The 26,193-nt window shown below is 64.6% G+C and carries 30 protein-coding genes; 16 read left to right on the top strand and 14 right to left on the bottom strand.

All coding sequences use genetic code 11. The features are described from left to right. Positions 1 to 36: 36 nt before the first annotated feature. Positions 37 to 1,524, bottom strand: a complete 1,488-nt coding sequence (gene gatA, locus PVU19_RS14315) for an Asp-tRNA(Asn)/Glu-tRNA(Gln) amidotransferase subunit GatA (protein WP_050662929.1) — start codon at positions 1,522 to 1,524, stop codon at positions 37 to 39. Next, a complete protein-coding gene (gatC, locus tag PVU19_RS14310) occupies positions 1,524 to 1,811 on the bottom strand; it encodes an Asp-tRNA(Asn)/Glu-tRNA(Gln) amidotransferase subunit GatC (RefSeq protein ID WP_050662911.1) in 288 nt (95 codons plus the stop codon). The genes gatA and gatC overlap by 1 nt, the downstream gene beginning before the upstream one ends. Before the next feature lie 141 nt (positions 1,812 to 1,952). On the opposite strand from gatC, the gene PVU19_RS14305 reads away from it, so the two are divergent. Next, complete coding sequence (locus tag PVU19_RS14305; protein ID WP_050662910.1) at positions 1,953 to 2,645, top strand: metal-dependent hydrolase; 693 nt, start codon at positions 1,953 to 1,955, stop codon at positions 2,643 to 2,645. Positions 2,646 to 2,719: 74 nt separating this feature from the next. Here the strand turns inward: PVU19_RS14305 and PVU19_RS14300 are convergent, their stop codons facing one another. Continuing rightward, a complete protein-coding gene (locus tag PVU19_RS14300; RefSeq protein ID WP_050662909.1) occupies positions 2,720 to 3,526 on the bottom strand; it encodes a pseudouridine synthase in 807 nt (268 codons plus the stop codon). A 97-nt stretch (positions 3,527 to 3,623) separates the two neighbouring features. On the opposite strand from PVU19_RS14300, the gene PVU19_RS14295 reads away from it, so the two are divergent. Together PVU19_RS14295 and PVU19_RS14290 are read left to right on the top strand one after the other, a co-directional pair. Next, the gene (locus tag PVU19_RS14295; RefSeq protein WP_050662908.1) at positions 3,624 to 4,316 is read left to right on the top strand and encodes a cyclic nucleotide-binding domain-containing protein; all 693 of its coding nucleotides are present in this window, start codon (positions 3,624 to 3,626) and stop codon (positions 4,314 to 4,316) included. 6 nt (positions 4,317 to 4,322) lie between these two features. After that, the gene (locus PVU19_RS14290; RefSeq protein WP_050662907.1) at positions 4,323 to 4,781 is read left to right on the top strand and encodes a nucleoside deaminase; all 459 of its coding nucleotides are present in this window, start codon (positions 4,323 to 4,325) and stop codon (positions 4,779 to 4,781) included. Here PVU19_RS14290 and PVU19_RS14285 read toward each other — a convergent pair. From PVU19_RS14285 to PVU19_RS14270, 4 genes are all read right to left on the bottom strand, one after another. Then, positions 4,773 to 5,738 carry a LysR family transcriptional regulator gene (locus tag PVU19_RS14285; RefSeq protein ID WP_050662906.1) on the bottom strand — a complete coding sequence of 322 codons (966 nt, stop codon included), beginning with the start codon at positions 5,736 to 5,738 and terminating at the stop codon, positions 4,773 to 4,775. The genes PVU19_RS14290 and PVU19_RS14285 overlap by 9 nt on opposite strands. A 6-nt stretch (positions 5,739 to 5,744) precedes the next feature. Further along, positions 5,745 to 6,302: a polyhydroxyalkanoate synthesis repressor PhaR gene (phaR, locus tag PVU19_RS14280; protein ID WP_050662905.1), complete on the bottom strand. Its 558-nt coding sequence runs from the start codon at positions 6,300 to 6,302 to the stop codon at positions 5,745 to 5,747. Between the two features lie 132 nt (positions 6,303 to 6,434). Continuing rightward, positions 6,435 to 6,884 (bottom strand): hypothetical protein, encoded by a 450-nt coding sequence (locus PVU19_RS14275; RefSeq protein WP_050662904.1) that lies wholly within the window; start codon positions 6,882 to 6,884, stop codon positions 6,435 to 6,437. 142 nt (positions 6,885 to 7,026) lie between these two features. Next, the gene (locus tag PVU19_RS14270; RefSeq protein ID WP_050662928.1) at positions 7,027 to 8,832 is read right to left on the bottom strand and encodes a PHA/PHB synthase family protein; all 1,806 of its coding nucleotides are present in this window, start codon (positions 8,830 to 8,832) and stop codon (positions 7,027 to 7,029) included. Between the two features lie 108 nt (positions 8,833 to 8,940). On the opposite strand from PVU19_RS14270, the gene phaZ reads away from it, so the two are divergent. Further along, the gene (gene phaZ / locus PVU19_RS14265; protein ID WP_050662927.1) at positions 8,941 to 10,236 is read left to right on the top strand and encodes a polyhydroxyalkanoate depolymerase; all 1,296 of its coding nucleotides are present in this window, start codon (positions 8,941 to 8,943) and stop codon (positions 10,234 to 10,236) included. 20 nt (positions 10,237 to 10,256) lie between these two features. Here phaZ and PVU19_RS14260 read toward each other — a convergent pair whose 3' ends face one another. Then, positions 10,257 to 10,712, bottom strand: a complete 456-nt coding sequence (locus tag PVU19_RS14260; RefSeq protein ID WP_050662926.1) for a GAF domain-containing protein — start codon at positions 10,710 to 10,712, stop codon at positions 10,257 to 10,259. Between the two features lie 426 nt (positions 10,713 to 11,138). On the opposite strand from PVU19_RS14260, the gene PVU19_RS14255 reads away from it, so the two are divergent. Continuing rightward, positions 11,139 to 11,600 (top strand): GNAT family N-acetyltransferase, encoded by a 462-nt coding sequence (locus PVU19_RS14255; RefSeq protein ID WP_050662903.1) that lies wholly within the window; start codon positions 11,139 to 11,141, stop codon positions 11,598 to 11,600. 6 nt (positions 11,601 to 11,606) lie between these two features. Here the strand turns inward: PVU19_RS14255 and PVU19_RS14250 are convergent, their stop codons facing one another. Next, positions 11,607 to 12,779, bottom strand: a complete 1,173-nt coding sequence (locus tag PVU19_RS14250) for a thiolase family protein (protein ID WP_050662902.1) — start codon at positions 12,777 to 12,779, stop codon at positions 11,607 to 11,609. A gap of 97 nt (positions 12,780 to 12,876) precedes the next feature. Here PVU19_RS14250 and PVU19_RS14245 point away from each other — a divergent pair, with 97 nt between their 5' ends. The 3 genes from PVU19_RS14245 (at position 12,877) to PVU19_RS14235 (ending at position 15,505) form a co-directional block, all read left to right on the top strand. Further along, positions 12,877 to 13,215 carry an STAS domain-containing protein gene (locus PVU19_RS14245; RefSeq protein ID WP_050662901.1) on the top strand — a complete coding sequence of 113 codons (339 nt, stop codon included), beginning with the start codon at positions 12,877 to 12,879 and terminating at the stop codon, positions 13,213 to 13,215. Positions 13,216 to 13,265: 50 nt separating this feature from the next. Beyond that, on the top strand, positions 13,266 to 13,697 hold the full coding sequence (locus PVU19_RS14240; protein ID WP_235575818.1) for an ATP-binding protein: 432 nt from the start codon (positions 13,266 to 13,268) through the stop codon (positions 13,695 to 13,697). 230 nt (positions 13,698 to 13,927) lie between these two features. Further along, entirely contained in the window at positions 13,928 to 15,505 is a 1,578-nt protein-coding gene (locus PVU19_RS14235) for a gamma-glutamyltransferase family protein (RefSeq protein ID WP_050662900.1), read from the top strand. A gap of 46 nt (positions 15,506 to 15,551) precedes the next feature. Here the strand turns inward: PVU19_RS14235 and hspQ are convergent, their stop codons facing one another. Beyond that, complete coding sequence (hspQ, locus tag PVU19_RS14230; RefSeq protein ID WP_050662899.1) at positions 15,552 to 15,878, bottom strand: heat shock protein HspQ; 327 nt, start codon at positions 15,876 to 15,878, stop codon at positions 15,552 to 15,554. Positions 15,879 to 16,067: 189 nt separating this feature from the next. On the opposite strand from hspQ, the gene PVU19_RS14225 reads away from it, so the two are divergent. After that, entirely contained in the window at positions 16,068 to 16,670 is a 603-nt protein-coding gene (locus tag PVU19_RS14225; RefSeq protein WP_050662898.1) for a transglycosylase SLT domain-containing protein, read from the top strand. A gap of 7 nt (positions 16,671 to 16,677) precedes the next feature. Here the strand turns inward: PVU19_RS14225 and PVU19_RS14220 are convergent, their stop codons facing one another. Both PVU19_RS14220 and dapB read right to left on the bottom strand, forming a co-directional pair. After that, the gene (locus PVU19_RS14220; RefSeq protein WP_050662897.1) at positions 16,678 to 17,031 is read right to left on the bottom strand and encodes a hypothetical protein; all 354 of its coding nucleotides are present in this window, start codon (positions 17,029 to 17,031) and stop codon (positions 16,678 to 16,680) included. A 58-nt stretch (positions 17,032 to 17,089) separates the two neighbouring features. Continuing rightward, complete coding sequence (gene dapB, locus PVU19_RS14215; RefSeq protein WP_050662896.1) at positions 17,090 to 17,908, bottom strand: 4-hydroxy-tetrahydrodipicolinate reductase; 819 nt, start codon at positions 17,906 to 17,908, stop codon at positions 17,090 to 17,092. A 140-nt stretch (positions 17,909 to 18,048) separates the two neighbouring features. Here dapB and PVU19_RS14210 point away from each other — a divergent pair, with 140 nt between their 5' ends. Together PVU19_RS14210 and PVU19_RS14205 are read left to right on the top strand one after the other, a co-directional pair. Further along, complete coding sequence (locus tag PVU19_RS14210) at positions 18,049 to 18,468, top strand: protein tyrosine phosphatase family protein (protein WP_050662924.1); 420 nt, start codon at positions 18,049 to 18,051, stop codon at positions 18,466 to 18,468. After that, on the top strand, positions 18,465 to 19,187 hold the full coding sequence (locus PVU19_RS14205; RefSeq protein WP_050662895.1) for a 2-dehydro-3-deoxygalactonokinase: 723 nt from the start codon (positions 18,465 to 18,467) through the stop codon (positions 19,185 to 19,187). The genes PVU19_RS14210 and PVU19_RS14205 overlap by 4 nt, the downstream gene beginning before the upstream one ends. A 6-nt stretch (positions 19,188 to 19,193) precedes the next feature. Here PVU19_RS14205 and PVU19_RS14200 read toward each other — a convergent pair whose 3' ends face one another. Then, on the bottom strand, positions 19,194 to 19,652 hold the full coding sequence (locus PVU19_RS14200) for a GatB/YqeY domain-containing protein (protein ID WP_050662894.1): 459 nt from the start codon (positions 19,650 to 19,652) through the stop codon (positions 19,194 to 19,196). A gap of 162 nt (positions 19,653 to 19,814) precedes the next feature. On the opposite strand from PVU19_RS14200, the gene carA reads away from it, so the two are divergent. Continuing rightward, entirely contained in the window at positions 19,815 to 20,963 is a 1,149-nt protein-coding gene (carA, locus tag PVU19_RS14195; RefSeq protein WP_050662893.1) for a glutamine-hydrolyzing carbamoyl-phosphate synthase small subunit, read from the top strand. A 96-nt stretch (positions 20,964 to 21,059) separates the two neighbouring features. Beyond that, positions 21,060 to 22,997 (top strand): glycosyltransferase, encoded by a 1,938-nt coding sequence (locus PVU19_RS14190; RefSeq protein ID WP_082237614.1) that lies wholly within the window; start codon positions 21,060 to 21,062, stop codon positions 22,995 to 22,997. Here the strand turns inward: PVU19_RS14190 and PVU19_RS14185 are convergent. Further along, positions 22,938 to 23,582 carry a GntR family transcriptional regulator gene (locus tag PVU19_RS14185; protein ID WP_050662892.1) on the bottom strand — a complete coding sequence of 215 codons (645 nt, stop codon included), beginning with the start codon at positions 23,580 to 23,582 and terminating at the stop codon, positions 22,938 to 22,940. The two genes, PVU19_RS14190 and PVU19_RS14185, sit on opposite strands and share 60 nt — an antisense overlap. A 109-nt stretch (positions 23,583 to 23,691) precedes the next feature. On the opposite strand from PVU19_RS14185, the gene PVU19_RS14180 reads away from it, so the two are divergent. From PVU19_RS14180 to PVU19_RS14170, 3 genes are all read left to right on the top strand, one after another. After that, the gene (locus PVU19_RS14180; RefSeq protein WP_050662922.1) at positions 23,692 to 24,336 is read left to right on the top strand and encodes a pyrimidine 5'-nucleotidase; all 645 of its coding nucleotides are present in this window, start codon (positions 23,692 to 23,694) and stop codon (positions 24,334 to 24,336) included. A 96-nt stretch (positions 24,337 to 24,432) separates the two neighbouring features. Next, positions 24,433 to 24,648, top strand: coding sequence for a hypothetical protein (locus PVU19_RS14175; RefSeq protein ID WP_050662891.1), 216 nt, complete (start codon positions 24,433 to 24,435; stop codon positions 24,646 to 24,648). 28 nt (positions 24,649 to 24,676) lie between these two features. After that, a complete protein-coding gene (locus PVU19_RS14170) occupies positions 24,677 to 25,879 on the top strand; it encodes a UbiH/UbiF family hydroxylase (protein WP_050662890.1) in 1,203 nt (400 codons plus the stop codon). Positions 25,880 to 26,193: the final 314 nt, after the last annotated feature.

The raw sequence follows: 26,193 nt of genomic DNA, 5'->3' as shown, positions 1-26,193 counted from the left end.
ATTTTTATCCTGCCATGTGCCCTTTTGTCGGGGCGTTTACCACCATTTGGCGGGCTTGGCCACAAAGCCCGCCGCCTGCTCCAGCGCATAGGCGGTGTTAAGCAGATCGCCCTCTTCCCATGGCCGGCCAATCAGTTGCAGCCCGAGCGGCAGGCCTTGGCGGTCGATCCCGGCAGGCACCGCGATGCCCGGCAGACCGGCCAGGTTGACGGTCACGGTGAAGACGTCGTTGAGATACATCTGCACCGGATCGGCATCGGTCATCTCGCCCAGACCGAAGGCCGCGCTTGGTGTGGCGGGGGTGAGGATGGCGTCGATACCGGCGGCGAAGACCTCTTCAAAGTCGCGCTTGATCAGGGTGCGGACCTTGCGGGCGCGGTTGTAATAGGCGTCGTAGAACCCGGCCGAGAGCACGTAGGTGCCGACCATAACGCGGCGTTGCACCTCGTGGCCGAAGCCTTCGGCGCGGGTTTTCTCGTACATCTCGGTGATGCCGTCGCCCTGCGCCAGTTTTGCCCGGTGGCCATAGCGCACGCCGTCATAGCGCGCGAGGTTCGACGATGCCTCGGCGGGGGCGATCACATAATAGGCGGGCAGGGCGTATTTGGTGTGCGGTAGGGAAATGTCGCGGATCTCGGCGCCTGCGTCCTTGAGCATCGCGGTGCCATCGGCCCAGAGTTTCTCGATCTCGTCGGGCATGCCGTCCATGCGGTATTCTTTCGGAATACCGATCACCTTGCCCTTGATGTCGCCGTTCAGCATCGCCTCGAAATCCGGCACGGGGATATCCGCCGAGGTGCTGTCCTTGGGGTCATGGCCGCACATCGCGCCCAGCATGATCGCGCTGTCGCGCACCGTCTTGGTCATCGGCCCCGCCTGATCGAGCGAGGAGGCAAAGGCCACGATCCCCCATCGCGAGCAGCGCCCGTAGGTGGGCTTGATGCCGGTGATGCCGGTGAAGGCCGCAGGCTGGCGGATCGAGCCGCCGGTATCGGTGCCGGTCGCGGCAAGGCAGAGATCTGCCGCCACGGCGCTGGCCGAGCCACCGGAGGAGCCGCCGGGGGTGAGCTGTGCCTCGTCATTGCCGCGCCGCCACGGGTTGACGACGTTGCCGTAGCAGGAGGTCTCGTTCGACGAGCCCATGGCGAACTCATCCATGTTGAGCTTGCCCAGCATGACGGCACCGGCGTCGAAAAGGTTCTGCGTGACGGTTGATTCGTATTCCGGCGTGAAGCCTTCCAGAATGCGGCTCGCGGCCTGGGAGGGCACGCCGCGCGTGCAGAAGAGATCCTTGATCCCCAGTGGAATGCCGCACATCGCGGGCGCATCGCCCTGCGCGATCCGCGCATCCGCTGCCTGCGCCTGCGCGCGGGCCAGATCGGGCGTGTCATGGACAAAGGCATTGAGCGCGCCTGCGCCCTGCACCGCCGTCAGACACGCCTCGGTCAATTCCACGCTGGTCACATCGCCCTTGCGCAGCGCGTCGCGGGCATCGGAAATGGTCAGTTTGTTGAGATCGGTCATCATTCAACCACCTTCGGCACGGCAAAGAATCCCTCGCGCGCGTCGGGCGCATTGGCGAGGATCTTGTCTTGCTGGTCACCCTCGGTCACCACGTCCTCGCGGCGCTTCAGGCGCTGCGGGGTGACGGAGGTCATCGGCTCGATGCCCTCGACATCCACCTCGCCCAATTGCTCGATAAAGCCGAGGATGGTGTTGAATTCCTCTGCCAGCGCAGGCAGCGCGTCTTCGTCCACGCGGATGCGCGCGAGCTTGGCCACCTTGGCCGCAGTTTCCAGATCGATCGACATGAGCCACTCCTCTTGTCCGGTTGCCCTCGCGTTTAGCGCCCGCGCGATATGGGTGCAAGACGGGTGCGGGCCCGGCACCCCCTTTATTCTGGCCGAAGCCTTGCTACAGTCGCGTCAAATCGCAACACAGGGAGACGACACATGAAAATCATCTGGCTCGGACACAGCTCTTTCCGGATCGAGATCGGCGGACAGGTGTTGCTGCTCGACCCGTGGCTGAATGGCAACCCGATGCTGCCCGAGGACAGTCACGAGGAGGCCACCAAGGGGGCCACGCATATCCTGCTGACCCATGCGCATTTCGATCATGTCAACGACGTGCTGCCGCTGGCCAAATCCCTTGGTATCCCGGTGGTCGGCCAGTTTGACCTGATGGCGCATTGGGAACAGGCCGAGCAGGTCGAGACGGTGGGCTTCAACAAGGGCGGCACAGTCGATCTGGAGGGCGTGAAGGTGACGATGGTGCATGCCACCCATTCGACCAGCTTTGGCACCGATGCCGGGCCGCATGTGCCGGGCACGGAATGCGGTTTCATGATCGCGGGCGAGGGGCATGTGATCTATGTCTCGGGCGATACCGACGTGATGGCAGATATGGGCGTGTTCCACGACCTGCATGCGCCCGATATCGGGATCTTGTGCGCGGGCGGGCATTTCACGATGGATATGGCGCGCGCAGGCTATGCGGCGAAAACGTTCTTTGACTTCAAGACGGTGATCCCCTGCCACTACAAGACCTTTCCGATCCTGGAGCAATCGGCGGAGGCGCTGGTCAAGGCGTTGCCCGGCGTCGATGTGATCGAGCCCGAGGTGATGACGGCGATCAGTATCTGAGCGCGGAGGGGGGCGCTGCCCCCGTCGCGCCTGCGGCGCGACTCCCCCGGAGTATTTCTGGAAAGATGAAAGGCTCAGCGGCGGCGGCGCTGCGGTTTGCGCTGCGGTTTTGTGGGCGACTTCTTCGTGTCGGGCTCGGGCTCGTCCGGCATCCCCAACTGGTCGCGCAGCACGCGGGGGCGGATCTCCTCGACCGCGCCGGGCTTGAGCTGGCCCAGCTGGAACGGCCCGTAGGACAGCCGGATCAGGCGGTTGACGACGAGGCCCACCGCCTCCATCGCGCGGCGCACCTCGCGGTTCTTGCCCTCGCGGATCGACACCGAGACCCAGGCATTGGCCCCCTGTTGGCGGTCGAGCGTGACCGTCATCGGCTGAAATTTCTCGCCCTCGACCACCAGCCCCTTGCGCAGCGGATCGAAGGTGGCCTCGGTCGGCCGCCCGTTGACGCGGGTGCGGTAGCGGCGCAGCCAGCCGGTCGAGGGCAGCTCCAGCTTGCGCTTCAACTCGCCGTCATTGGTCAGCAGCAATAGCCCCTCGGAATTGAGATCGAGCCGCCCGATGCTCATCACGCGCGGCATGTCCTCGGGCAGATCGTCGTAGATCGTCGGGCGGCCCTGCTCATCGCGGGTGGTGGTCACGCGGCCCACGGGCTTGTGATAGAGCCAGAGGCGCGCGGGTTCGGGGGCTGCAAGGGCGCGGCCATCGACCACGATCTTGTCCGCAGATGTCACGTTGAGCGCGGGCGAGGTGATCTTTTGCCCGTTGACGGTGACCCGGCCCGCCTCGATCAGGCGCTCGGCCTCGCGGCGGCTGGCGCGGCCTGCGCGGGCGATGACCTTGGCGATGCGGTCGCCCGGGGGAGGGGTGGGGGACGTGTTCATGAGGACAGGCCATAGAGCAAACTGCGGTGGTGAAAAAGACCCTATCAGCGGCGTCGGCGCGCGGCTATGGTGCGCGCGCGCGGCGAGGGGGCAGAGGATGGAATGGCAAAGTGAGCTTTGGATCAGCGGGCTGATCTATGGGGCGCTGGCCTTTGGCGTCATGGGGTTTCTGGCGCGGGATGAATTGCTGCTGCGGCTCTTCATGCTGGCGGCGAGCGCGCTGTACCTGATTTATTACTACAATGTCGCCTCGGTTCCACTTTGGGATGCCATGCTTGCGAATTCGATCCTCGCCACGGTGAACATCGCGGTGATCCTGATCGTGGTGCTGGAGCGCACGACCTTTTACATGTCGAAGGAAACCGAGGCGCTGTTTCGCCAGTTTCCGATGCTGACGCCGGGACAGTTCCGCAGGTTGCTGAAGGCGGCGCGCGAGGTCGAGGCCGTGGAGCCGCTGAGCCTGACCCGTGCGGGCACGGCGGTGGACCGGCTGTGGTATGTGCATGAGGGGGCGCTGCGGATCGGCAAGGGCGGCCGGGAGGCCCGGGTTGAGACGACCATGTTCGTGGGCGAGTTGGCTTTTCTCACAGGTGCCCCGGCGAGTGCGTCGGTTTCGGTGGAGCCGGGGGCGCGGGTGCTGGAATGGGAGGCCGCCGACCTGCGTCGCCTGCTCGGGAAATCGGCCAAGCTGAATGTTGCGCTTCAGGCCCAGTTCAATGCCGATCTGGTGCGCAAGGTCACGCGGTCCGCGCCATTGGCGGAATTCTCCCTTGGCAGGTTGGAGCCGTAAGGCGGCATGAGAGATACGACACATATGGACCGGGCGCTGGATGAGGCCCGTGCCGCGGGTGCCCGGGGCGAGGTGCCGGTGGGCGCGGTGTTGGTGGCCCCTTCGGGCGAGATCGTGGCGCGTGCGGGCAATCGCACGCGCGAGTTGAACGATCCCACGGCGCATGCCGAGATCCTCGCGATTCGCGCCGCCTGTGCTGCGCTCGGCTCGGAGCGGCTGGTGGGTCACGATCTCTACGTTACGCTGGAGCCTTGTGCGATGTGCGCGAGCGCCATTGCGGCGGCGCGGATCGCGCGGCTCTATTACGCGGCGGACGACCCGAAATCGGGCGGGGTCGCGCAGGGCGCGCGGGTGTTCGCGCATCCGCAATGCCACCACGTGCCGGAGGTTTACGACGGGATCGGCGCGCGCGAGGCCGAGGCGCTGCTCAAGGCGTTCTTTGCCGCGCGGCGCGGCTCAGAATAGGGTGATGCCCTTGGCCAGGAACGGGTGCTGCCGGATTGCCGGATCGACGATCGTTTCCTGCAGGATCGGCTTTAGCTTGGCGGCCAGCGTTTCGGGCATGTCCTGCAAGATACCCTTGCGCGCGGTCACGCTGATGGTGCGGGTGAGCGGCGCCAGCGGCAGTTCCAGCACGTCGATCTGATCGGCGAAGCGGCGCGCGCGCATCAGGGCCAGCGGCGTAAGGATCGACCAGCCGGTACCCTGTCCGACCAGCGCGAGGATGGAGTGATAGCTGTCCAGTTCGAACCGGTGCGGCAGGCTGAGATTTTCCCGCGCGAGATGCGATGAGATCAGCCGCCCCATGTAATGGCGCTGCGTGTACTGGATGAGCGGCAGGCGCTTGAGTTGGCGCAGCACGTCGCGGTCGGGCTTGATCACGCCGCGCGGGGCGACCACGGCAAAGCCTTCGCGCAGCACCGGGTGTACCTCGGTCCAGTCGGCGGCACCGCCCAGTTCGGCAGCGACGATGATATCGAGTGAGCGGGCGTCAAGCTGATCGTAGAGATGATGGCTCGCCCCGGTTTCCAGCAGGAACTGGCAACCTTTCAGTTCTCCGGCCATGTGGGTCAGCAGTTGCGGGGTCACATCCGCCTCGAGATCCTCGATCATGCCGAGGCGAAAGCGGGTCAGCGTCGAGAGATGCGACATCGCGAGTTCGGCGCGCGCCTGTGCGGCCTCGTTGAGGATGACCTGCGCGCGGCGGTGCATGATCTCGCCCGCAGGGGTCAGGCGGATGGGGCGCGCGTTGCGTTGCAGCAGGGTGGCCCCGACCGCGCCTTCGAGGTTGGTGAGTTGCTGGCTGACCGCCGAAGGGCTGGCCCCGAGACGCCGGGCGGCGGCGGAAATCGAGCGTTCGTCGGCGGCGGCCATGAACACCTCTATGCCCCAGAGGGTGATCCGGCCCGGGCTTTCGACCATGGGACGTTACTTGCCCATCTTCGACAGCTTGCTCTGCAACTCCGCAAGCTGTTTCTTGATGTCGTCGAGATCTTCGTCGTCCCGCGGCGCATCGCCGTCGGATTGCGGCGTCGTGCTGCCCATGCCGGGCATGCCGCCGGTCATCGCCTTCATGAACGCCTCTTGCTGAGCGCGCATCGCCTCCATGCCGGGCATCGCCGCGAGCGGATTGGCCTTGGTCATGTTCTCCAGCATCTTGGATTGCCCGTCGCGCAGCATCTCGAAGCTGGCGGCGAGGAATTCCGGCACCACGCTGGTGGCCTGCGTCGTGTAGCTGCGCACGAGGTCGTTGAGCACGTTGATCGGCAAGACGCTTTCGCCACGACTTTCGTGTTCGGCGACGATCTGGAGCAGGTATTGCCGGGTCAGGTCGTCGCCGGATTTCAGGTCGATGATCTGAACCTCGCGCCCGTCGCGGATGAATTCGGCGATATCCTCCAGGGTGACGTAATCGGAGGTCTCGGTGTTATAGAGCCTGCGGCTGGCGTAGCGTTTGATAAGTAACGGTTTTTGGGTGTCGGCCAAAGGATGTCCCTCCCGAGGAATGCGGCTGCAGCACAGAGTAGACGCATGTGCAGAAAAAAGAAAGGGCGAGCCTTTCGGCTCGCCCTTCGCAGTCCATGCCCCTAGGGAGGGGACGGGGCATGTATTCTGCTATCACTTGGTTGCGGCGGTCGCTTTCTGCGTCGCGGCAGTCACGTCGTCGGTTGCTTTCTTGACAACCTTCGTCGCGTCTTCCTGCATGGTCTTGCCGGCAGCCATCATCAGTTCGACGGTTTCCATCTGAACCTTCTTCGCGATTTCGGCGAAGGCGGCCATGTTCTCGGCGGCCACTTCGGCGTTGGCCGATGCGAAATCGGTCATCGACTTGGCGTAGTCTGCGGGCTCTGCCTTGGCTTTCGCCATCTCGGACATCTTGGCCAGGGTTTCCTTGGTCCATTTGTTCGAGATTTCAGCCGACTGCTCGGCTGCGGTCAGGGCGACGCCGGACAGCTTCTCGCTGAGCGTTGCCTGGTTCTTGAACGCGTCTTCCATCGCTTTGGTGTCGACGGGGAATGCGCCCATGACGTCTTTGAACATCGCGGTGTAATCTTGGGTCTTAGCCATTGGTAAAGTCCTCTCGGGTTAAGCGGGGTGATCCGCTGTGTTGTGCAACTGAGAGGAATATACGTGCTGCAGTGCAGCATTTCAAGATGTTTTTCTGCATTGCAGCATTTTTGAGTAACCCAAGGTCAAGAACCCATGAAAATCAGGTGGTTGCCTTCTTGCGCACATAGGTGCCGGGGGCCGGGGCAAGGGCGGGGTGCTCCGAATCGCCCGGCTCTCGGGCCGCGACCATCTTGCCGGAGCGCTTGGCGAGCCATGCTTCCCAGCGGGGCCACCACGAGCCTTCGTGATAGGTGGCGTTGGCCATCCACTCCTCTGCGGACCCGCTCAGATCCTCATTGGCGTAGTGGCCGTATTTCTTTTTCGAGGGCGGATTGACGATGCCGGCGATATGGCCGGATTCGGACACGATGAAGGTGCGATCCTTGGAGCCGGTCTGCTGAAAACCGCGATAGCAGTCTTTCCAGGCGGCGATGTGGTCGCTTTCGCAGGTGACCGACATCAGCGGAATCTTGACGTCGCCGATATGCAGCCGCTCGCCGCAGAGATCGAATCCGCCGGTCACGAAATCGTTGCTCTGACAGAGCCCGCGCAGGTATTGCACGGTCATGCGCCCGGGAAGGTTGGCGCCGTCGCCGTTCCAGTAGAGCAGGTCGAAGGCGGGTGGTGCCTCGCCCATCATGTAGCTGCGCACGGCGGGCTGATAGATCAGATCGCGCGAGCGCAGGAAGGACATGGTGCGTCCCATGATGAAAGAGCGCAGCATGCCTTGCGCGGCCACTTCCTCCTCGATTCCGTCGATGAAATCGTCCTGCAGGAAGGGGGTGAATTCGCCCTGTTCGGCAAAATCGGTGAGGGCGGTGAAGAAGGTGGCCGACTTGACCGACTTGTCGCCGCGCTTGGCCATCAGCGAAAGCGTCAGGTGCAGCGTGGTGCCTGCGATACAGTAGCCCACGGCGTTGACCTGCTTTTGGCCGGTGATCGCCTTGGCCTCTCGTATCGCCGTCAGAAAGCCCTCGTCGATATAGTCCTCCATGCCGACATCGGCATGGCTGGCATCGGCATTGACCCAGCTGACCACGAAGAGGGTATAGCCCTGATCGGTGATCCATTTGATCATGCTGTTCTGCGCCTTGAGGTCGAGAATGTAGAACTTGTTGATCCAGGGCGGAAAGATCACCAGCGGGATGGCGTGCACCTGTTCGGTGGTGGGGCTGTATTGAATGAGCTCCATCATGCGGTTGCGATAGACCACCTCGCCGGGCGTGGTGGCGATGTTGGTGCCCAGCTCGAATGCCTTGTCATCGGCGAGCCGCACGACCAACTCGCCATTATTGGCCTCAAGGTCGGCGATCAGGTTCTCCATCCCCTTCACGAGGCTTTCGCCCTCGGTCTCGATCGCGCGTTCCAGCGCGTCGGGGTTGGTGCCGAGGAAATTCGTTGGCGACATCATGTCGATGATCTGATGCGCGAAGTAGTCCAGCCTGCGGCGGTCCTTGGCGGGGAGATCCTCGTCGATATCCTCCAGCGCCTGCTCGATCGCCTGCGCGTTGAGGGCATATTGGCGCTTGATGTATTTGAAATAGGGATGCGAGTTCCAGAGCGGGTTGGCAAAGCGCTTGTCACCCGCCAGCGGATCGGGCCCGTCCTCAGTCTCGGCCACCTCGCCGCGCACCAGCATCTGCTGCGCCTCCATGAAGTGGCGCACCGACTTGCCCCAGTATTCCAGTTGCTGCTCGTAGATCTTGCCGGGGTTTTCGAACATTTCGGTCCAGTAAGAGGATGCCGCCTTGGAAAACAGCTCTTGCGAGGGGGCGTTCAATGTCGGATTTGCGGGCTTGCGCGCCGCGAGTGCCTGGATGAGTCGCTGTGACAACTGCTCGACCTTAGCGAGATTTTCATTCAGCTTTTCAACGTTCTCGCCTGCGACATCGTCATGCGTTGTCATTTCAATCATTTCCCCTTAACATTTTCTGCTATGCAGCATATCGTCGTCAAGGCCGGAGGGGCAGTGCGACGAATGGAACCGGGTGCCCACCCGAAACAGGAGACGAATATGCGCTACATGGCCACCTACGATCTGATGGAATCCCTCCGCAATGCCAACCAATGGCTGGGAGCCTCCGCCCTCTCCATGGCATCCTATCCGATGTTCAGCATGGTGCCAAACCCTGCGTTGCAATGGATGGCCGCCTGGGGCGAAGTAACGGAACGCAGCTTTCAACGGATGACCGCCAAGCCCGACTGGGGTATCCGCACCTTTACCCACGAGGACGGGCGCGATCACCTGGTGAACATCGAGACCGTCGTCTCGCGTGCATTCGGTGACCTGATCCATTTCAACGTCGCTGGCCGCGAAGAGCAGGCGCGCAAGGTGCTGCTCGTGGCACCGATGTCGGGCCATTACGCGACGCTGCTGCGCTCGACGGTGAAGTCGCTGATGGTCAATTGCGAGGTCTATGTCACCGATTGGCATAACGCGCGCGACATTCCCGTGTCCGAGGGCAAGTTCGATATCGAGGATTACACCCTCTATCTTGTCGATTTCATGAAGGCGCTCGGCCCCGATATCAACGTGATCGCCGTCTGTCAGCCCGCGCCGCTGACGCTGGCCGCGACCGCCTATCTCGCCGAACTCGACCCCGAGGCGCAGCCGCGCACGCTCACGCTCATCGGCGGCCCCATCGACCCCGACGCGACCCCCACCGACGTGACCGATTTCGGCCGTCGCGTGACCATGGGCCAGCTGGAAGAAACCATGATTCAGCGTGTCGGCTTCAGCCACAAGGGTGTGGGCCGTCAGGTCTATCCCGGCCTGCTGCAACTGGCCTCTTTCGTGTCGATGAACGCAGAACGGCACGCCAAGGCCTTTACCGATCAGATCCTGCGTGTGAGCCAAGGCGATGCCAGCGATCACGATGCGCATAACCGGTTCTACGACGAATATCTCGCCGTGATGGACATGCCCGCCGAATTCTACCTCTCGACGGTGGAGCGGATCTTCAAGGGGCTGGAAATCGCGCAGAACCGCTTTGTCGTCGATGGTCACCCGGTCGATCTGGGCAAGATCACCGATGTCGCGGTCAAGACCGTCGAAGGCGGCAAGGACGACATTTCCGCGCCCGGGCAATGCGTCGCCGCGCTTGATCTGTGCACCGGGCTGCCCGACAGCATGAAGGCCAGCTACCTTGAGCCTGAGGCGGGCCATTACGGTATCTTCGCCGGTCGCTCCTGGCGTAACAACATCCGCCCGCTGGTGCTCGATTTCATCGACGCGAATGCCGGGCGCAAGAAAGGCGCGCGCAAAGCCGCGCCGAAGCCTGCCAACCGGAACGTCGCCGCCAACGGCTGAGGCAGTCCGGTCTGGGTTTTTTACACGCTGCCGAAGACTTGTGACAGGATGCGGGCCAGATGGTCCGCGTCCTGTTGCGTGAAGGCGCTGGGCCGGTCGCTGTCGATATCGAGCACCGCGATCAGGTCGCCTGTCCCGTTGCGCACCGGCAGCACGATCTCTGACCGGGTCGAGGAGGCGCAGGCGATGTGGCCGGGAAAGGCGTCGACGTCATCGACACGCTGCACCTCGCCGGTGCGCGCCGCCGCCCCGCAGACCCCGCGCGAAAACGGAATGGTCAGGCAGCCATGCCCGCCCTGGTAGGGGCCGATCTTGAGCATCTCGGGCGCGGTGACGCGGTAGAACCCGGTCCAGTCGAAGCGGTCATCGGCGTGGTGCAATTCGCAGACCACGGTCGCCATCAGCGCCACGGTGTCGGTCTCGCCTTCGGTGAGGGCGGCGATGGTCTTGGTGATGCTGTCGTAGTCAATGGTCATGGTCGCGATATGCCACGGCACGCAGGCGGGGGCCAGTCCCCTCGCGGGGGGGATGCGTTAGACTTGCGGGGCGTCGGGTCCGCGGGAGAGGATTGGGAGTGTGGGCCTGGAGCCGCCGTTGGAGTTAGCCGCGCATCGACGGGCTGCGGTGCGGCGATACAACAATAGTTTCCTAGCACTTTATATCAGCCAAACCCGAAACACATGCGAGCGCAGAGCAGGTTGCAGCCAAATCGCCGTGCCGGGGGGCGGCCCGGCGATGCGCGGCGGCCTTCGGCCTTGATTCCGCGCATGAGTGTAGCGGTCAACGGCGGCAACAGGCCCTTCACCTCCAAAGCTTCGCAACGGCGGCCACCGGTTGCATCCCACCGGCCTCTCGTGGCAAGCCCTTGTCCCGACACCCGAATCCCATATCAAGGAGAGGCCATGTCCCGGCTCACCCTGCATCGCAACCACGCCCGCGACCTCGCCCCGCTCGCCCGCCTTCTTGCCGATCCCGACGATCTGGCGCTGGTCAATCCGCATGCTGCACAGCCCTTTGATCCCGGCGAATGGGCGATGAAATGGGTGGGGGAACGGGACGACGAGACCTTCTACCTGCTCGACGACGCAGGGCGCGAGGTGGGCTTTTTCGCGCTGCGCGTGGGCGTAGGGCCGGAGGTGCGGCACCTGACATATGTCTTCGTCGAGGAACACATGCGCGGCGGCACCGGTGAGGAACTGGCGCGGCTGGCCGAAGACGCCGCGCGCGATCTCGGCGCGCTGTCGATCACGCTCAAGGTCGAACTCGACAATGAGCCTGCCCTCAACCTTTACCGCAAGGCGGGGTACGAGGAACTCTCGCGCCGCGGCGGCATGGCCACGATGCGGCGCGATCTGGACGGCTAGGCCCTCTCAGACCCGCTCGATGGCGATCGCAGTGCCTTCACCGCCGCCGATGCAGATGGCGGCGATGCCGCGCGTGAGCCCGCGCTTTTCCAGCGCATTTAGCAGCGTGACCATGATCCGCGCGCCCGAGGCCCCGATGGGATGGCCCAATGCGCAGGCCCCGCCATTCACGTTCACCCGGTCGCGCGGCAGACCCATCTCGTGCATGAAGGCCATGGGCACCACGGCGAAGGCCTCGTTCACCTCCCAGAGATCGACATCCTCGATCCCCCAGCCCAGCCGCTTGAGCAGCTTTTGCGCGGCAGGTACGGGGGCGGTGGTGAACCAGCCCGGCGCCTGCGCGTGGCTGGCATGGCCGAGGATGCGGGCGCGGATGTTGAGCCCCTGCGTCTCTGCCGCCTCGCGCGAGGCCAGCACCAGTGCAGCCGCCCCGTCGCTGATCGAGGATGAGTTGGCCGCCGTCACCGTGCCGCCCTCGCGAAAGGCGGGTTTGAGTTGCGGGATCTTCTCGGGGCGCGCCTTGGCGGGCTGCTCGTCGGCGGTGATCACCACCTCGCCCTTGCGGGTTTTCAGCGTGACCGGCGCGATCTCGCCCTCGAAGGCCCCGGATGTCTGCGCGTCGAGCGCGCCCTGCAACGAGGCGATGGCATAGGCGTCCTGTGCCTCGCGGGTAAACTGGAATTTCTCGGCGCAATCCTCGGCGAATGTGCCCATCAGGCGGCCGGTGTCATAGGCATCCTCCAGCCCGTCGAGGAACATGTGATCGACGACCTGTCCATGCCCCAGCCGCGCACCGCCGCGCATCTTGGGCAGCAGGTAAGGGGCGCAGGACATCGATTCCATGCCGCCCGCGATCATCGTCTGCACCTGGCCAAGTGCGATCTGGTCGAAGCCCATCATCGCGGACTTCATGCCCGAGCCGCACATCTTGTTGAGCGTGGTGGCGGGCACCTCTTCGCCGAGGCCGCCCAGAAACCCGGCCTGGCGCGCCGGGGCCTGGCCCTGTCCTGCGGACAACACACAGCCCATCAGCACCTCATCGACCGTTGCCGTGCGCGCATCATTGAGCGCCGCCGCAATCGCCGCACCGCCCAGAACCGGGGCCGCGACGCCGTCGAAATCGCCCTGAAATCCGCCCATCGGGGTGCGCGCCGCCCCGGCGATCACAACCTCTTTCATTTCGCATCCTCCCACTGAAATTCTGCGCCTGAATACCGGATGGTAACGAATCAGGTCTAGCGTGCCCTGTATTACTACGTATCATCCCGGAGGCAGTATGGATCTCGCGACCACCCCTTATCCTGACATGACAATCATCACGGTCAACGCCGGGCGTATCGACGCCGCCGCCGCCATCGCCTTCAAGGATGCGATGCGCGCTGCCGTGGCGGATGGGCCTGCGCGTGTCGTGCTTGACCTGTCGCATGTCACCTTTGTCGATTCGAGCGGGCTCGGGGCGATTGTCGCGGCGATGAAGCATCTTGAGGCGGGGCGCAGGCTTGATCTTGCTGGGCTGACGCCGGATGTGGCCAAGGTGTTCCGGCTGACGCGGATGGACACCATCTTTACCATCCACCGCAACCTCGACCGGCTGATCCCCCGCGCGACCGGGTGATGGCGCTCTGCCACATCGAGCCCTACAGGACCCGGAGACCGACCCAGATCATGGCAGACACCATCCATGTCGAGTGTATCGCCACCCAGACCGCCGTGCGCGGGCTGCTGATCGGCATTCGGACGTGGCTGCGGGCTGCGAACCTGTCGGAAGAGAACTGCGGCACGGTGGAGATCGCCCTTGCCGAGGCGCTGAACAACATCGTGGAACATGCCTACCCGGCGGATCTGCCGGGGGGTATCGCGATCGATCTTGCACTGACCGCCGCCGGTCTGCGCTGTGAATTGCGCGATCAGGGGGCGGCGTTGCCGGGCCTTGGTCCGCCGGATACCGGCCTGCCACCCATCGACGGCCCGCGCGAAAGCCTGCCGGAAGGGGGATTCGGCTGGTCGCTGATTCGCACCCTGAGCAGTCGGCTGAGCTATGAACGCCGCGACGGCGAGAACCGTCTGACGCTGGAATTCAACCTTAACCCGGCCTGATTCAATCTATGGGGGAACATGCCGCATTATCACCGCAATCCGGGCAAACTGGTGCCGCACGGCCCCGTCACAACAGGTCCTGTAGCTGCATATGGCTTCCCTCGACGTCGTGCGTAATTGCCCCCACCCAGTGCGCGGCGTCGAGGTCTCTCCCCTTCTTCAGTTCGGACGATTGGCAAAGCGCGCGATAGGTCCTAATGTCTGCCCCATTCACAAGATGAGGCAACGACATGCGCGACTTTCACCTGCCGGGCCGCTCGGCCACCTATGCCACGAACGGGATGTGCGCCACGTCTCATCCACTTGCGGCCAAGACCGCCATCGACATCCTCGAACGTGGTGGCAACGCCGTGGACGCCGCGATTGCCGGTGCGGTGCTGTTGGGCATCTGCGAGCCGCAGATGACCGGCATCGGCGGCGATTGCTTTGTGCTGTTCAACACCCCCGGTGACCAGACTGTGCATGCGCTCAACGGCTCGGGCCGGGCACCTGCCGCTGCCTCGGCGGCGGCCTTGCGCGCCGAGGGCCATGATGTGATCCCGCTTCGCAGCGCGCATGCCGTCACCGTTCCCGGGGCTATCGACGCGTTTTGCCAGTTGAGTGCCGATCACGGCAAGCTGGGGCTGGATGCGCTGCTTGACCCTGCGATCCGCTATGCGGAAGAGGGCGTGCCGGTGGCACCGCGCGTGGCCTTTGACTGGCCGACGGCGGGCCAGGCGCTTCAGGCACATGGGCGCGCGCATTTCATGCCGACGGGCAGCGCGCCACGGGTGGGCGACATGTTCCGCGCGCCCGGTCAGGCCGAGGTGCTGCGCCGCGTGGCCCGCGACGGCCGCGCCGCGTTCTACGAGGGCGAGGTGGCCGAGGATATCCTGGCCGCGCTCAACGCGCTTGGCGGTGTGCATCAGGCGCAGGATTTCGCCGCGCAACGCTGCGACTACACCACGCCGGTGAGCGGCGATTACAAGGGCGCCAATCTGGTCGAACATCCGCCGAACGGGCAGGGGGCCACGGCGATCCTGCTGCTCAATATCCTCAAGCATTTCGACATCGCCGGGATGGACCCGATGGGAGCCGAGCGCCTGCATATCGAGGCCGAGGCCACCAAGCTGGCCTATGACGCGCGCAACCGCTTTATCGCCGACCCGGACCATACCGCGCGGTTGGATCACATGCTGTCAGCGGAGACCGCAACGCGGCTGGCCGCGCTGATCGACCCAAATCGTGCGATGGAGGCCGCATCCCCGCTGAGCGAGCAGGTGCACCGCGATACCGTCTATATCACCGTGGTGGACAAGGACCGCATGTCTGTTTCGCTGATCTACTCGATCTTCCATGGCTTCGGCTCGGGCATCGCATCGGAAAAGTTTGGCGTGCTGCTGCAAAACCGCGGTGCGGGTTTTACGCTGGAAGAGGGGCACCCCAATGAACTGGGGGCCGGCAAGCGCCCGATGCACACGATCATTCCGGGGATGCTGTCCGAAGGTGGGCGCGTGACGATGCCCTTTGGCGTGATGGGCGGGTCGTATCAGTCGACGGGCCATGCGCGCATGGTGTCGAACCTGCGCGATTTCGGGATGGATGTGCAGACGGCCATCGACGCGCCGCGCGCCTTTGCCGATCACACCGGGCTGAAGGTCGAGCGCGGTTTCGCGCCGGAGGTGGCGCAGGCGCTGACCGATCTGGGGCACACGGTCTATGATCCGCCGGAGGCGATCGGCGGCGCGCAGGCGATCTATATTCACGACAATGGCGTACTGGAAGGTGGCAGCGATCCGCGCAAGGATGGTTGCGCGCTCGGGTATTGAGGGTGCAGGGGCGGTGTCTGGTGGGGGCGAACCCACCGCACCGGCCTTAATTCAACTGGAAATGCAGCGGGTAATGCCCGTCCTCGAACGGTCCGAACAGATCGGGGATGTCCGGATGATCTACCGGCTCGCCCGAGTAGTCGGCCACGAGGTTCTGTTCGCTCACATAGGCGACGTAATAGCTTTGCTCGTTCTCGGCCAGCAGGTGATAGAACGGTTGTTCCTTCGAGGGGCGGCTGTCCTCGGGGATCGAGGCATACCATTCCTCGGTATTCGAGAACTGGGGGTCCACGTCAAAGATCACACCGCGAAACGGGTGTTTCTTGTGACGGACCACCTGGCCCAAGTGATATTTCGCGCGTGTTTTAATCATAACGAGTGTGCCCCTATCACACATACTAGACGGTGCAAGGCCGGTTTGTCCAATCATCGGCTGAAACATAAGGGAAACAGTCTGTGAACCGCACCGGGACAGACCGCCGCGGCGCGATCCGCGAATTCGTGATTCCCCCCGGCCCACGTTTCCGCTAGACTTGGCAAAAAAGAAGAAAGCGAGAGGCAAATGAGCAGAACTCTTCGCGCTTTGGTCGTATTTTTGCTGCTGTCCTCCTGTGGCGGCGGAACGGGTTACGGTACGGCCCCGCGCAATCTCGACAACGCCTGTGCGATCCTCGCGGAGCGACCCGAATACGCGCGCGCATTCAACGCGTCGGCGCGTCGATGGGGCGTGCCCGCGCATGTGCAGATGGCGACGATCTATCAGGAAAGCAAATTCATCAGCGACGCGCGCACGCCGTTTCGCTGGTCGCTCGGCGTGATCCCGACCGGGCGGGTCAGTTCCGCCTACGGCTATAGTCAGGCGCTCGACGGCACCTGGGACGAGTACAAGCGCGAGACCAACCGCTTTGCCGCACGGCGCAGCGATATTCATGACGCGGCGGATTTCATCGGCTGGTACATGGCGAAATCGACCGAACGCCTCGGAATTTCGCCGCTGGATGCGCGCAATCAGTATCTTGCCTATCACGAAGGGCGCACCGGCTTTTCGCGCGGTAGCTATAATGGCAAACCGTGGCTGTTACGGGTTTCGGGCGAAGTGGGCGAGCGCGCCACGCGTTACCGCGCACAACTGGGTACATGTTCCCAAGGGCGCGGTCTGGTCTGAGGCCGCGCTATTCCAGGTAGAGGTCGGCGTATCGGCCGCTGCCCTGGTCGGAGATGAACCGCAGTTTGTTGCCTTGCAGGCGCACGGCCTGACAGTTCGGCCCGAGATCGGTGCTGCCCCAGTAAAGGTCGCGGCAGAAATAATCGCCATTCCATTTCCATGCCCCGGTCACGTCGCGGCCAAAGGCGCGCCCCTTTATCTGGCCCTCGGGGGTGACGTTGAGCGAAATACCAAAACGTGTCAGGTCGCGATCCTTGATCAGCGATACAAACCGCGCGCGGTCGGTGATGTTGTTGAAGCCCTCAGCGGCCACCGGGCCGGCAAGGCCCAGACACAAGATGGAAATCAGTACGGCACGCATATCAAAACCCTCACACTAGGTGATTTGTACCGAGATACGTGTGAGGGCGGGATCTGGATCAGTTGTCGTTCAGGCCGAGCACGTCGATCATGTCATATTGCCCCGGCTTGCGCCCCTGTCCCCAGAGCGCAGCCTTGAGCGCGCCGCGTGCGAACACCGCGCGGTCGGTGGCGATGTGGCGCAGCACGATGCGCTCGCCCGCGGCGGCGAAGATCACGTCATGCTCGCCCACGATATCGCCGCCGCGAATGGCGGAAAACCCGATATGGCCGCGCTCGCGCTTGCCGGTGATGCCGTCGCGGGCGCGGTCGCTGACGTGATCGAGCAGCACGCCGCGCCCGTCGGCTGCCGCCTCGCCCAGCATGAGGGCGGTGCCCGAGGGCGCATCGACCTTCTGATTGTGATGCGCCTCGACGATCTCGATATCGAAGTCCTCATCCAGCGCCTGCGCCACTTTCTTCGTCAGCTGCGTCAGCAGATTCACGCCGACGGACATGTTCCCCGCCCGCACGATCACCGCATGACGCGCGGCGGCCTCGAGCTTTTTCAGGTGGCTGTCGTCAAATCCGGTGGTCCCGATCACATGCACCACCCGCGCCTGCGCGGTCAGGGTCGCCATATCGACCGTCGCGTCGGGTGCGGTAAAGTCGATCACCGCATGCGCGCCCGCCACCAGTTCCAACGGGTCGTCGCTGACCGTCACCCCAAGATCGCCGCCGCCCATGGCCGCGCCCACGTCCTGCCCGATCCACGCGTGACCGGGCCGCTCGACCGCGCCGATCAGACGCGCGCGCGGGCTGTCGCTGACCGTGCGGATCAGCATCTGCCCCATTCGCCCAGAGGCCCCGGTGATCACGATACCCGGCAAATCGCTCATGGCTGGCCGCTCCCTTATGTGGTCTCTTGTCCGACGTTTCGGTCTGCATAGCGCGGGGGCGCATGCGCGACAAGGCACGCGGCATTGATCTTGCGGGCGATTCTCGCGCATATGTCGGCAACGCTTTCAGGGAGGGCCACATGGACCTGCGCAAGATCACCGAAGATTTCTCCGTCTCGCCCCAGATCACGCCCGAGGACGTGCCAGCCATCGCCGAGGCCGGGTTTCGCGCGGTCCTGTGCAACCGGCCCGATGGCGAAGAGTTCGGCCAGACGCCCTATGACGCCGTGGCCGATGCGGCCCGTGCGGCGGGGCTCGAGGTGCGCTGCGTGCCGTTTTCCTCGGGGCAATTGACGCAAGGCGTGGTGGAAGAGTTTCAGACAGCCCTTGCCGAGATGCCGCGCCCGGTGCTGGCCTATTGCCGTACCGGCACGCGCTGCACGATGATCTGGAGCCTTGTGAAATACGACGATCTGGGGGCCGACGAGGTGCTGCGCGCCACGTCGGATGCAGGCTATGACATGTCCGGCCTCGTGGCGCAGCTTGATCGCCGGGCATGAGCGATTGCGCGATTGTCGGCCATGACGGCCACCGCGCGCGGGCCTTTGTGCTACGCGGCGGCAGGGTGGTCGACAGTGCCCATGGTCCGGACCGCGACGCGGCGCTCGCGGCATTGGTAGCGGTGCCGGAGCGGGTCTTTCACATCGGCGACGGCGCGCCTGACAATCTGCCCACCCCCCTTTTGCCCATCACCCCGGGGCGCGGCTTGCCCGGCCTCACCCAGAACAGCCCTGCCGATGTGCTTGATGGCTGGGTGCGCCTGCTGCTGCTGGGCTTTGTCGAAGCGCAGCCCGACTGGGACGGCGTGGCGCTCGTGCTGACGGATCAGCTCAGCCATTGGGTGCATCTGAGCGCGCGCGAGGTGGTGAGTTGCCAGAGTTTCCTGACCCCGCGCCTGATCGCGGCCCTGGGGGGCACGCTGCCTGCCGATATGGGTGCGCTTGGCGACAGCCTGAGCCGCCCTGAACGCCTTGCCGCGCATCTGCGCAGTGCCGAGGTGTCGGGCCGGGCCGGTGCGATTTCGGGCTACCTGATTGGTGCGGAACTGGCCGCGGCACGGCCCTATTGGCTGGGCCAGAGCGTGGCCCTGATCGACGGCGGCGGGAGCGGTGCGGGGCATGCCGAGGCATTGGAGGCGCAGGGCGTGCCGGTCAGCCGACACGACCCCGAGGCCATTCTGTCCACCGCCCTTGCCGCGCTTGGCGAGCGGATCGGCTAGCTGGCTTCAGGCCAGCCGGGCCTTGACCTGCGGGCCGACCGCGCCGAAATCCATCTGCCCGGAATGGCGCTCTTTCAGCTTGCCCATGATCTTGCCCATATCGCGGATCGAGTTCGCGCCGACATCGGTGATCGCCTTGTCGATGGCGGCGGTGACCTCGTTCTCGTCAAGCTGGCGCGGCAGGAATTCCTCGATCACCTCGATTTCCGCACGCTCGCGCTCGGCAAGGTCGAGACGGCCACCCTCTTCGTAGGCGCGCACGCTCTCGTTGCGCTGCTTGGTCATCTTGGCGAGGATGGCCATGATCTCGGGATCGCCCACGGTTGTCGCGCCGTCGGCGCTGCGCCCGGCGATTTCCTGATCCTTGATCGCGGCGTTGATCAGGCGGAGCGTGGCCAGACGGCTGGTATCCTTGTCCCGCATCGCCTGCTTGAGGGCCTGATTGACCCGGTCGCGCAATTCCATTCGTTCCATCCCCATGGTCTCTACACAAGATGCCAAGGCTACTGAAAAGCCACGGCCATGGCAACCGTCAGAGGACTGCGCGGACGGGTGATCCGGCCCTTGACCCGACCGGGGCGCAGCCGTAGGTATGCGCCAATTTGCTCACACCGGAGACTCGTCCAGATGGCCCATGCGACCCGCCCCCGCCCGACTGCTTGCCTGGCGCTTGCCGATGGCTCGCTCTTTTATGGTCAGGGTTTTGGCGCGGTGGGCGAGACGGTGGCGGAACTCTGCTTCAACACCGCGATGACCGGCTATCAGGAGATCATGACCGATCCCAGCTATGCCGGGCAGATCGTGACCTTCACCTTCCCGCATATCGGCAATACCGGCGTGAACACCGAAGATGACGAGACCGTCGATCCGGTGGCCGCGGGCATGGTCGTCAAATGGGATCCGACCGATCCGTCGAACTGGCGCGCGCAGGAGCATCTGGCGGCATGGCTCGCACGGCGCGGGCGGATCGCCATCGGCGGGGTCGATACCCGCCGTCTGACCCGTGCGATCCGGCAGCAGGGTGCGCCGCATGTGGCGCTGGCGCATGACCCCGAGGGCAATTTCAACGCCGAGGCGCTGGTTGCGAAGGCACGCGGTTTTGCCGGGCTGGAGGGCATGGACCTCGCGCGCGACGTGACCTGCGCGCAGTCCTATCGCTGGGACGAGATGCGCTGGGCCTGGCCTGAGGGCTATGCCCGGCAGACCGACGCGCGTCACAAGGTCGTGGCGGTGGATTACGGGGCCAAGCGCAATATCCTGCGCTGTCTGGCAAGTGCGGGCTGCGAGGTGACGGTGCTGCCCGCGACGGCCACCGCCGAGGATGTGCTGGCGCATTCGCCCGATGGTGTGTTCCTGTCCAATGGTCCGGGCGACCCGGCGGCGACCGGCGAATATGCGGTGCCGATGATCCGGGGTGTGCTCGACAAGGGGCTGCCGCTGTTCGGGATTTGCCTCGGGCATCAGATGCTGGCGCTGGCATTGGGCGGCAAGACCGTGAAAATGAACCACGGCCATCATGGTGCCAACCACCCGGTCAAGGACCTGGAGACCGGCAAGGTCGAGATCACCTCGATGAATCACGGTTTTGCGGTCGATGGTCAGAGCCTGCCCACAGACGTGATGGAGACCCATGTGTCGCTGTTCGATGGCTCTAATTGCGGCATCCGTATCAAGGACCGCCCGGTGTTTTCCGTGCAGCATCACCCCGAGGCGAGCCCCGGCCCGCAGGACAGTTTTTACCTGTTCGAGCGGTTCGCGGCCTCGATGGCGCGATAAGCCCTGAGTATTTCCTCTCGCGTTAACCACTCGTTAAAAGATCGTTAACCATCCGCGCGCTAGCGTTTCCTCAAGGCAGAGAGGGAAGGTTGCCGCATGGGGATTTCTGAATTGCGCCAGCTGGGGCCGGGTTGGGATGATGGGGTTGCGACGCTGCGCCGGACCGGTGCATTGGGGCGCGAACTGGTCCGGGCAGGCACGGTCAGCACGTCGGACATGGCGCTTGCCGAGCTGATGCGGCGGCATTGCGACACCTCGCTCGACCGTATCCTGCGCGCCGAGGGGCTGGCCAGCGAGGATGATCTGCTGGCCGCGCATGCCCGCCATCTGGCCACCCGACGGATCACACCCGAGGCCCTCGCCACCTCTCCAACCATAGATAGCGGTCTCGATCCTCGCGTGCTCTTGAAGCATGGGGCATTGGCGATCCGGGACGGGCATGGCGCGCCGCGCATTGTGGCCGATGGTGGCGACAGCCTTGTCGCCCTGCGCCGTGCTCTGCCGCCGGACCTGGCGGAGGCCCGCGCGCTGATGGCCCCGCGTGCGGATGTGCAGGCGCGGCTCGCGCAGGAGTACAGGGCGGAGTTGCGCGCATTGGCCACTGCGCGGGTGCCTGAAAGCGAAAGCTGCCGCACCTGGGGTGGTACGGCTGCGCGACGCCTGCGCCTGACCCTCGCCGCGCTTTTGTGTCTCGTGGTGCTGTGCCTGACCTTTCCGGTCACGTTGTTCGGCCTGTTGGCAGGCTGGGCCGTGGTGACTCTGGTGGTCGCGGCGGGGCTCAAGACAGCTGCGTTCACGGCGCATCTGACGGGCGCGCGATCGACGCCCGTGCCGCGTCCGAATCTGGCCCTGCCGCGCGTGTCGATCCTCGTGCCGCTCTTTCGCGAGACCGAGATCGCGCACGCACTGATCGCGCGCCTGAGTCGGCTCACCTATCCCAAATGCCTGCTCGACGTGATCCTCGTGCTGGAGGAAGAGGATCAACTGACCCAGCAGACCCTTGCGGGCATCGACCTGCCGCCCTGGGTGCGGCCCGTGGTCGTGCCGGACGGGCAGCCGCGCACCAAGCCGCGCGCGATGAATTACGCGCTCGATTTCTGCCAGGGCGATATCATCGGCATTTTTGACGCCGAGGACGCGCCCGACCCCGATCAGATCACCAAGGTCGCCCGCCGTTTTCAGCAGGTCCCGCGCGAGGTGGCCTGCCTGCAGGGCATTCTCGACTACTATAACCCGACGCAAAACTGGCTCGCGCGCTGTTTCACAATCGAATACGCGACCTGGTTCCGGACCATGCTGCCGGGCATGGCGCGGCTCGGGCTGGCTATCCCGCTTGGCGGCACGACGCTCTATTTCCGGCGCGACGTGCTGGAGGAGCTGGGCGGGTGGGACGCGCATAACGTGACCGAGGATGCCGATCTGGGCTTTCGGCTGGCGCGCCACGGCTACCGGACCGAGATGATCGAGACGGTGACCGAAGAAGAGGCCAATTGCCGCCCCTGGCCCTGGATCAAGCAGCGTTCACGCTGGCTCAAGGGTTATATGACAACCTATCTGGTGCATATGCGGGCGCCCCGGCATCTGCATGCGCAAATGGGGGCGTGGAAATTCTGGGGCTTTCAGGCGCATTTCGTCAGTGCCGTGTCACAGGTCCTGCTCGCGCCGGTGCTGTGGTCGTTCTGGCTGGTGCTGTTCGGTCTGCCGCACCCGCTCGACCCGGTCCTGCCGCGCGCGGTGCTCACTGCCATCGGCAGTCTTTTCCTGACCGTCGAGGTGTTGAATGCCTGTATTCACGCGGTGTCTGTCGCGCGGCTAAAGCACCGGCATCTGATCGCCTGGGTGCCGGTGATGCATTTCTATTCCCCGCTTGGCGCGGTGGCGGCCTACAAGGCGCTCTATGAACTGGTGTGCAAGCCGTTCTTCTGGGACAAGACCGCGCATGGCCTTTCGGTGACGGCACGCGGGCAGCGTGGCTCAGACGGCCGACTGGACCTCGCCGGAATCAAGCTTGAGCCGGGTCACGAAGGCCTTTGAAATGTGATCGCGCAGCGCCTGTGCCGCCGCCTCGCCGTCATGCGCCTCGATCGCGGTGACGATGGCGTCATGTTCCTTGAGCGCATCTTCGTCTCGGCCTACGGCGGCCAGCGACGTGGTCGCCAGAAGCGCCATGGAACGATGCACGAGATCAAGCTGCTGCACCAGAAAGCGGTTATGGGACGACAGGTGTATCTGCTTGTGAAAGCGCCGGTTGGCGCGCGCCATATCAGACGGTTTGCCCAAGAGCGCGCGATCATCCTCGACCATGTCGCGCAGCACACGCACCTCTTCGGGCGTGGCGTGGCGTGCGGCGAGCGCCGCGGCCAGCCCTTCGAGTTCGGCGCGCACCACGTAAAGCTCTGCCAGTTGGTTGTAATCGAGCGAGGCCACGATCAGGCTGCGCCCGTCGCGCGTCAGCATGGATTGTGTCTCAAGCCGTTGCAGCGCCTCGCGGATCGGGGTGCGTGACACGCCGAACCGCTCGGCCAGATCGCTTTCGACCAGCCGGTCGCCGGGCTTGAACACGCCGATGTCGATCGCCTCGAGGATCAGGGAATAGGCATCGGTGCTGGGCGGTTTCATGGGCGGTTCCGTTTCGTTTCCTGCGTTGAGGCAAGACCTTACGCGGATTGTGCGCGGGATCAAGCCTTGCCCGATTGCACCCATTGTCGCGCCCGCCTATGATCGCGCCATGCCGAAACAGGATTTCACCCATGTCGAGACATGGGTTTTCGACCTCGATAACACGCTCTATCCCCCCTCTGCCCGGCTCTTTGATCAGATCGAGGCGCGGATGACGCATTTCGTGATGGAGACGCTGCGCGTGAGCCATGCCGAGGCCGACCGGCTGCGTCATGCCTATTGGCGCGATCACGGCACCACGCTGGCCGGGCTGATGCGGCTGCATGATCTCGATCCCGGTCCCTATCTGCACGCGGTGCATGACATCTCGCTCGATCATCTGGAACCCGATGCCGATCTGGGTGCGGCCATCCGTGCGCTGCCGGGGCGGCGGATCGTCTACACCAATGGCTCCGCGCCCTATGCCGAGCGGGTGATCGACCGGCGTGGGCTGGCCGGCGCATTCGATGCGGTCTACGGCGTCGAGCATGCGGAATATCGCCCCAAACCCGAGGCAGAGGCGTTCGAGACGGTGCTGCGGCGCGACGGCAGTGCGGCGGCGCGTGCCGCCATGTTCGAGGACGATCCGCGCAACCTCTCGGCGCCGCATGCCATGGGGATGCGCACCGTGCATGTGGCACCGGACCGCGTTGAGGCCGCGCATATTCATCACCATACCGACGATCTGGGTGGGTTTCTGGCGCGGCTGGTCTGAGCGCTGTGGCGCTGCGGCGAAACGCCCCTTTGCGGTACGGGCGCGCGGTCATAAATACGTGAATGAAACAGTCACCTTTTCACAATGAGGCCGCTCATGACCCTGACCGACACCACGCCCACGCACGACGTACCGCACGCCCATCACGACGCGGACGCCGCCGCCGTCGGCCCGATCCTGCTGAGTGTCGCGGTATTTATCGCCGGGTGGGCGACGAGCGTTGCGCTCTGGGGTATTCCCGGGTTTTATATCCCCGCGCTGGCGCTGGTCCCGCTGATGTGGGTGGTGCTGCTTATCATTTCGCGCGGCTGAGGCCGCCCGCGCCCCGGAGGAGGCCGACATGACGCAGGCGGAATATGACATCGTGGTTTCAGGCGGGGGCGTTGCCGGTCTTGCTGCGGCGTCGATCTTCGGCAGCGCGGGCTTTTCCGTGCTTTGCGTAGATCCCGCGCCACCCATTACCGCTCGCGATGCCGAAGGATCTGACCTGCGAACCACCGCATTTCTGCAGCCAGCACAGGCCCTTTTGGATCGGGCGGGGCTGTGGGCGCGGCTCGCGCCTCATGCCGCCGATCTGCAGGTGATGCGGATCGTCGATGCGGGCGGTGAGGTGCCGGAGCCGCGTGTGACGCGCGAGTTCGACGCCTCGGATATTTCCGAAAAGCCGTTTGGCTGGAACCTTCCCAACTGGCTGTTGCGCCGCGAAATGGTGGCGCATCTGGAAAGCCTGCCTTCGGTCACATTCCGCCCCGGCACCGGCACGACCACGCTTTTCACTCGTGAGAGCGAGGCGCGCGTCGGGCTGAGCGATGGCACTCGTGTGCGGTGTCGGCTGGTGATCGCCGCCGACGGGCGCAATTCGCCCATCCGCGAGGCGGCGGGGGTCGAGGTCAAGACCACACGCTATGGGCAAAAGGCGCTGGCCTTCGCGGTCACCCATCCGATTCCACATGAGAATGTCTCGACCGAAATCCATCGCTCCGGCGGGCCGTTCACGCTGGTGCCGTTGCCCGATCACGAGGGGCGGCCCTCGTCCGCCATCGTGTGGATGGAGGAGGGGCCGGAGGTGGCGCGTCTGGCCGCCCTGCCGGTGGAGGATTTCGAGGCCGAGATGAACATCCGCTCCTGTCACCTGTTCGGGCCACTGACGCTTGCCTCGCGCCGGACGGTCTGGCCGATCATCAGCCAAGTGGCTGAACGGATATGTGCCGAGCGCGTGGCGCTGGTCGCCGAGGCCGCGCATGTGGTGCCGCCGATTGGTGCGCAGGGGCTGAACATGTCGCTTGGCGATATGCGCGTGTTGCTGGAACTGGCCGAGGCGGCACCCGAGAGGCTGGGCGACCGCGCGATGCTCGAGACCTATCACCGGCGTCGGCATCTGGAGGTGCGTGCGCGGGTGACCGGGATTGACCTGCTCAACCGGGCTTCGATGATGCGCGCGCAGCCCCTGCGGGATGCGCGTGCGCAGGCGCTCGATGCGATCTACTCATTGGCGCCGGTGCGCAAGACGCTGATGCAGATGGGGCTTGGCGCGCGCGGGTGAGAAAGAGCCGTGACGCCGGGCTGAAGCGAAGGGTAGGGGTGATTTGGCCTGGAGGGGACATAGCACCCCGCCAGAAGAGGCCGCGTGATCGCCGGGCCGGGGACTGGCGATGTGACGGTCGTGGTGGGTGCTTTATGCCAGCCAAGTCATTCTCAACTCAACACGTTGCGCGCCCTATCATATCGCCAGGCCGCGGGGACGGCGTCATGCCGGAGGCATGCCTCCGGCATGACGATCGCGCGGCACCTTCGGTGCGTTTCGCGCGGGTGGTGCGTATGTCCGCTCCAGGCCAAAATTAGCCTTTAGCCCCGAAG

Origin of the sequence: Roseovarius tolerans, assembly GCF_028885395.1 — a bacterium.
Lineage (GTDB): Bacteria > Pseudomonadota > Alphaproteobacteria > Rhodobacterales > Rhodobacteraceae > Roseovarius > Roseovarius tolerans.
Note: the sequence above shows the minus strand (reverse complement) of the source record. Positions and strands in the feature narration are given on the sequence as shown.